Here is a 6,414-nt window from a genome sequence, read left to right on the forward strand (position 1 = left end):
GTTCCTACCTTTATATATGTTACCATGAAATGAAGAAGGGAGTGACAGTTGTGGAGAAATCAATGATGTTATTTTTAGATCCTAAAGAACGCAAACATACATCTAGACAAAAACAAATAGAAAACTCATTTTTACTAATAAATGAACGTGTCATTGCAATTGAAGAACTTCGAGATTATTGTAATGATTGTTTTGAGCCGCTGTCATATCATGAAAAATATGATACTTGTTACTGCGAACCTTGCAACGTTTGGAAAGAGGAAGATTGTACTGACCCTACATGTGAATATTGCCTAAAGAGACCTGAGCGACCTTTCTAATAAGGTAGTTTAGGTCTTTCTTTAGATGAATGATTTTTTGCATACTGAACATACTAAACATTCGACACGAATTGGACGAAAAGACTGTATTAAGAATGTTTATGAATGCCGATAAATTGCATTGCAAGAAGGTATTTGTTATTCTTGAAATTGTGCTAAATGCGAATACAATTCGTTGGCAGATTAATTTTCCTTGGAGGTTTTTACATGACAGAACGTATGGTAGGTAAACAAGCACCTCGTTTTACTATGGACGCAGTGCTAGCAGATAAGTCTTTCGGGAAAGTAAGCTTAGAAGAAAATATGAAACAAGATAAATGGACTGTATTGTTCTTTTATCCAATGGATTTCACTTTTGTATGCCCAACTGAAATCACCGCGATGTCAGATCGCTACGATGAGTTCGAAGATTTAGACGCTGAAATCATTGGCGTTTCAACTGATACAATTCACACACATTTAGCTTGGATTAACACAGCTCGTCAAGACAACGGTTTAGGCGAACTTAAATATTCATTAGCTGCTGACACAAATCACGTGATTTCTCGTGAATATGGCGTGTTAATTGAAGAAGAAGGAATTGCATTACGTGGTCTTTTCATCATCAATCCTGAAGGTGAAATGCAATATCAAACAGTGTTCCATAATAATATTGGCCGTGATGTAGATGAAACTCTACGTGTATTACAAGCCCTTCAAACTGGTGGTCTTTGTCCTGCAAACTGGCGCCCAGGTCAAAAAACACTTTAATCATTAATAAAAAAGGTTCATCGAATTCTTATTAGCTTTGGGGTTACTTAGCTATTTGGGTTTTTCTAAATACGCTTTTTAATTAGACACCAACGATTCCCCACGCATACGATACGCAGTGGGGAATTTTTATTTGTATGAATTAGGAGGAATTAAGATGAAATTACGCTCACCCATGCCCGACTTATCCGGCGCTACTGCATGGTTAAATGGAGAAGTTTCAAATAACCAATTAATCGGCAGCAAACCAACTCTAATTCACTTTTGGTCAGTTAGTTGTGGCCTATGTAAAGAAGCAATGCCAGAAGTGAATGCTTTTCGTGACCAATACAAAAAGGAATTAAATGTTATTGCTGTTCATATGCCACGATCTGAAAAAGACATGGACTTAACAGATATTAAAGAAGTCGCTGCTCAACATGACATTACTCAACCAATTTTTGTTGATAATGATATGAAATTAACAGACGCATTTGATAATCAATATGTACCAGCTTATTACGTATTTGATAAAGATGGTCAACTTCGTCATTTCCAAGCAGGCGGTAGTGGAATGAAAATGCTAGAAAAACGTGTAAACCGAGTTTTAGATGAAATGCGCAACGCCTAAAAACAGTTATGAAAAATAAAAGTGCCCGGCACCGAGGAATTTTTGGACGTTTTATGTCCCTCATTTCCCATCGGAGCTAGGGCTTTTTTTATGTCCGCGTTAATGATTACTCCTAACTTAAGAGAAAATTTAGATTTAATGAAAATATCAGTCAAAAGGGGGTAGTCTTTTATTTCGGAATTCGTTATATTTAATACTATGTCTTTTGAATTAGGGGGAACCAGTTTGGAAATTTTTAAAAAATTAAAGGATTACTACTGGCCAAATAAACATCTATTCTTTTGGTCTTTGTTCATGCTTTTGATTACCTTGTTAATTACAGTTTCATATCCAATTATTTTACAGCAAACGATTGACCGAGTTATTAAGGAACAGCAGTATGATTTAGCATGGTCACTCGCTTGGATTTTTATGGCACTTATGATTGTTAAAGGAATAGCGACCTATATAGGGCAATATACCGGTGATATGTTCGGTATTCGCTCAGTATATGAATTGCGAAATGCGTTATATGCGAAGTTACAACGGTTGCCATTCAGCTATTACGATAATGCGAAAACCGGGGATTTAATGTCTCGTTTAACAGCAGATGTTGAGGGATTTCGATTTTTCTTATCGTTTGGATTCGTTGAGTTATTTCGATTAATTTTCCTTGTGTCTGTATCATTATGCGTCATGTTTTCTTATTCTGTACCTTTGACGTTTGTTTCAATGGCTGCAATGCCGTTGTTAATCGTTGCCGTGTTCCGCTTTGATAAAAAAGTACATCCTGCATTTCGGGATATTCGTAAATCATTTGGTAAGTTAAATACAAATGTTCAAGAAAACATTAGCGGGATTCATACTGTCAAGTCACTTTCTCGAGAATCATTTCAAATTAACAAATTTAACGACTCAAATGGTGATTATAAAGATCGTTACTTGTTTACGACGGAAATTTGGGCAAAATACTTTCCAGTTATGGAGTTCCTCGGCAATATTAGCGTAGTCTTCTTATTCGGTTATGGTGGCTACCTAGTTATGAATAACCAATTATCTGTAGGAGCACTTGTCGCGTTTTACAGCTTACTTGGCTACATCATTTTCCCAATTATGAACTTAGGTTTTACAGTCAACTTGTTTTCTCAATCCAAAGCATCAGGAGAACGACTATTAGAAGTTTTAGAAGCTCCAGAACCCATTCATTCAAAGAAAAATGCTGTGGACGGTTCAGGTATGAAGGGACATGTCGCTTTTGAAAATGTCACACTTCAATATCGTGAAGAGGACCAAGTCGCACTAAAGGATGTAAATCTTGTAGTAAAAGCTGGCAGACAGGTCGGCTTAATTGGAGCCACTGGTTCAGGTAAAACAAGTTTAACTCAATTGTTAACACGATTTTATGAACCGACTGAAGGGCATGTCAAAATTGATGGCATTCCGGTTGAGGATTATACATTATCATCGTTGCGTTCAAAAATCGGCTTTGTTTTACAAGAGTCATTTTTATTCTCTTCTTCAATTAAAGCTAATATTTCGTATGGACGTCCAGACGCTTCAATGGAAGAAATTATTGACTCTGCTAAACGCGCAAATGCACATGATTTTATCATGGAATTGCCAGATGCATATGACACGATGCTTGGGGAGCGGGGACTAGGCTTATCGGGTGGGCAAAAACAACGTATTGCGATTGCACGTGCGCTATGTCAAAACCCAGCCATTTTGATTTTGGATGACGCAACTAGTGCAGTTGATATGAAAACAGAGCTTCATATTCAACAAGCACTTGAAGAAGTCATGAAAGACCGCACAACATTTATCATTGCTCACCGAATCTCATCCGTAAAACATGCAGATGAGTTAATTGTCTTTGAACATGGCAAAATCGTTCAACGAGGCACACATGAGCAGTTAATTAATCAGACAGGTCTTTACAAACGTATATATGAAATTCAATACAAAGATCAGCTTGAAAATATTTATGCATAGAAAGGCGGAATCATCATGACAAAACAAATTAATCCCAGTGTATTAAAAAGATTCCGCTACTCTACGGATGATGTAATTGATGCACCATTTAACTGGTCTCAACTCGCTCGTTTATTTACGTATGTAAAACCTTATTCACGTTCATTACTGCCGAAAGCTTTTATAGCAGTAACGATAACCACACTTATTCGACTACTAATCCCCATATTAATAGGGGTATATGTCATAGATCGAGCATTAGAAACGAAAGATGTTGAATTGCTTTCGATTCTCGTAGGAACAATTGCGGTGCTGTATGTGGTTAATACAATTGCCAACCGATATCGTATACGATGGATGAATGAACTTGGTCAAAATGTAATTTACGATTTAAGGAAACATTTATTTACTCATGTACAATGGCTATCGCATAGATTTTTCGATCAACGGTCAGCGGGTTCGATTCTCGTTCGAATCATGAACGATATTAACTCGCTTCAAGAGTTATTTACTAATGGAGTCATTAACTTGTTGATGGATATACTTTTACTGATGGGTGTCCTCATCATTTTATTTACGCTTAGTCCACCACTTGCCTTAGCAGTTCTCGTTATTTTGCCAATGATGTTCTTTATTTCAACGACGTTACGCAAAAACATTCGTCGTTCATGGCAAGATGTACGTATGAAACAAGCGAAAATTAACTCTCATTTGAATGAAAGTATTCAAGGAATGCGTATTACTCAATCGTTTACACAAGAAAATGAAAATATGGCCTTCTTTAACGGCATTAATGAAGAAAGTTTTGAATCATGGCGTGTAGCAACGAAAAAGAACTCCATGTTCCGTCCGTTTGTTGAAATGACCAATGCCATTGGTTCCGTAGTATTGATTATTTACGGTGCCTACTTGATTAAAAATGGTCAATTAGATCTTGGTGCTTTCGTTGCTTTTGCTTTTTACCTAGGGATGTTCTGGGAACCTATTTCTCGACTGGGCATGGTGTATAACCAATTATTAATGGGGATGGCTTCATCAGAACGTATCTTCGAGTTCTTAGATGAGCAACCACTTGTAAATGACAAAAAGAATCCTATAAAAATTGGTCAATTACAAGGTCAAGTTAAATTTGAAGATGTTCAATTTGGTTATGAAAAAGACCGCTTAGCTTTAAAAGGGATATCGCTTGAAATGAAAGCAGGAGAGACGGTGGCTCTTGTAGGACATACAGGATCTGGTAAAACGACAATTGCCAACTTAGTGTCTCGTTTTTATGACCCGACCAGCGGCGTTGTTAAAATGGATGGAAATGATATTCGCGATTTGTCATTAAGTGATTTGAGGGAACAAATTAGTATTGTTTTGCAAGAAACATTTATTTTCTCCGGAACCATTATGGACAATATTCGCTTTGGTAACCCTCATGCAAAAGATGAAGAAGTAATAGAGGCAGCACAAGCAGTTGGAGCAAATCGCTTTATTGAGCGGTTATCTAATGGCTATGAAACTGAAGTTGAAGAACGAGGAAATATATTATCAGTTGGTGAAAGGCAGTTGCTGTCATTTGCACGTGCACTCCTTGCAAACCCACGGATCATTATTTTAGACGAGGCAACAGCGTCCATTGATACGGAAACCGAACTTCAAATTCAACAGGCATTACGTACGCTTTTGAAGGACAGAACGGCAATTATGATTGCACACCGATTATCTACAATTCGAGAAGCAAATCAGATTATTGTTTTAGAGAATGGAAGTGTTCTTGAATGTGGAAATCATGATTCGTTAATGAAAGATAGAGGACATTACCACCAGTTGGTTATGTCCCAATTTGGAGACATAGCAAACTGAATTTGAGCGACTTTCAAAGTTGTGATACACTATGTCCATTCGTACCGTACGGAGGTTGAAAGATGAAAAAAGAATTTGTAGTTATTGGGTTAGGTCGCTTCGGCGGAAGTATTGTTCGCGAGCTTATCGATCAAGGTGCAGACGTCATGGCCATTGATAAATTTGCGGACCGTGTAGATGAATTTGCGTCTATTGCAACACAAGCAATCGTAGCAGATACAACAGATGAATCAGTATTAAAATCGCTAGGAATTCGAAACTTTGAACATGTCATTGTGGCGATTGGTGAAGACATACAATCTAGTATTTTAACAACATTAATGTTAAAAGAAATAGGCGTAAATAAGATCACTGTCAAAGCTCAAAATGATTATCATGAAAAAGTGTTACGAAAAATAGGTGCTGACCAAGTGGTGCATCCAGAACGAGACATGGGCATTAGAATTGCCAACAACATTATGACAAATAATGTCCTTGACTATTTAGAGCTGTCGGATGAACACTCAATTATGGAGATAAAAGCGAATGAAATATTGGCGGGTTCTACATTAATTGATCTTGATATTCGAGCGAAATATGGAATAAACATAGTCGGCATTAAACGTGGAACTGAAATTCTGGTATCACCACAAGCAGACGAGAAAATCCTTATTAATGACGTCTTAATCGTCATAGGTGCAGATGCAGATATAATTCGCTTCGAAAAAAAGGCAATGCACTAAAGAAAAGCGGAGCTGGCCACTCTAGACCGACACCTGTCCTAGAATGATTATCGGATCTTGAAGAGAGAACCATTTCCTGGGAAATAGCGCCAAATAAAAACACTACCGAATAGCGGTAGTGTTTTTATTCATATATTCATACATTAGCTAGCTTTTATAGCCATGCTTGGCTAATGCTTTCAAAACGTATGTACTAAGACCATTCTAGTGT

6 protein-coding genes are annotated in these 6,414 nt (G+C 37.2%); all 6 read left to right on the forward strand.

Annotated elements, in window-relative coordinates:
* A partial coding sequence (locus AC1DOS_RS17100) for a hypothetical protein (RefSeq protein WP_477538470.1) occupies positions 1-320 on the forward strand: 320 nt, incomplete at its 5' end.
* A gap of 207 nt (positions 321-527) precedes the next feature.
* Positions 528-1,070 (forward strand): peroxiredoxin, encoded by a 543-nt coding sequence (locus AC1DOS_RS17105; RefSeq protein WP_108584422.1) that lies wholly within the window; start codon positions 528-530, stop codon positions 1,068-1,070.
* 157 nt (positions 1,071-1,227) lie between these two features.
* A complete protein-coding gene (locus AC1DOS_RS17110) occupies positions 1,228-1,680 on the forward strand; it encodes a TlpA disulfide reductase family protein (protein ID WP_108584423.1) in 453 nt (150 codons plus the stop codon).
* 225 nt (positions 1,681-1,905) lie between these two features.
* Positions 1,906-3,651 carry an ABC transporter ATP-binding protein gene (locus AC1DOS_RS17115; protein ID WP_477538471.1) on the forward strand — a complete coding sequence of 582 codons (1,746 nt, stop codon included), beginning with the start codon at positions 1,906-1,908 and terminating at the stop codon, positions 3,649-3,651.
* Positions 3,652-3,666: 15 nt separating this feature from the next.
* Complete coding sequence (locus AC1DOS_RS17120) at positions 3,667-5,481, forward strand: ABC transporter ATP-binding protein (RefSeq protein ID WP_477538472.1); 1,815 nt, start codon at positions 3,667-3,669, stop codon at positions 5,479-5,481.
* Positions 5,482-5,543: 62 nt separating this feature from the next.
* The gene (locus AC1DOS_RS17125; protein ID WP_108584426.1) at positions 5,544-6,203 is read left to right on the forward strand and encodes a potassium channel family protein; all 660 of its coding nucleotides are present in this window, start codon (positions 5,544-5,546) and stop codon (positions 6,201-6,203) included.
* Positions 6,204-6,414: the final 211 nt, after the last annotated feature.

The sequence above is a fragment of the Paenisporosarcina sp. P5_A11 genome, assembly GCF_056400705.1.

What these genes read in the sequence shown, in the direction of transcription:
- AC1DOS_RS17110 (WP_108584423.1), top strand. Translation starts at nt 1,228, where the DNA reads ATGAAATTACGCTCACCCATGCCCGACTTATCCGGCGCTACTGCATGG.
- AC1DOS_RS17125 (WP_108584426.1), top strand. Translation starts at nt 5,544, where the DNA reads ATGAAAAAAGAATTTGTAGTTATTGGGTTAGGTCGCTTCGGCGGAAGT.
- AC1DOS_RS17120 (WP_477538472.1), top strand. Translation starts at nt 3,667, where the DNA reads ATGACAAAACAAATTAATCCCAGTGTATTAAAAAGATTCCGCTACTCT.
- AC1DOS_RS17105 (WP_108584422.1), top strand. Translation starts at nt 528, where the DNA reads ATGACAGAACGTATGGTAGGTAAACAAGCACCTCGTTTTACTATGGAC.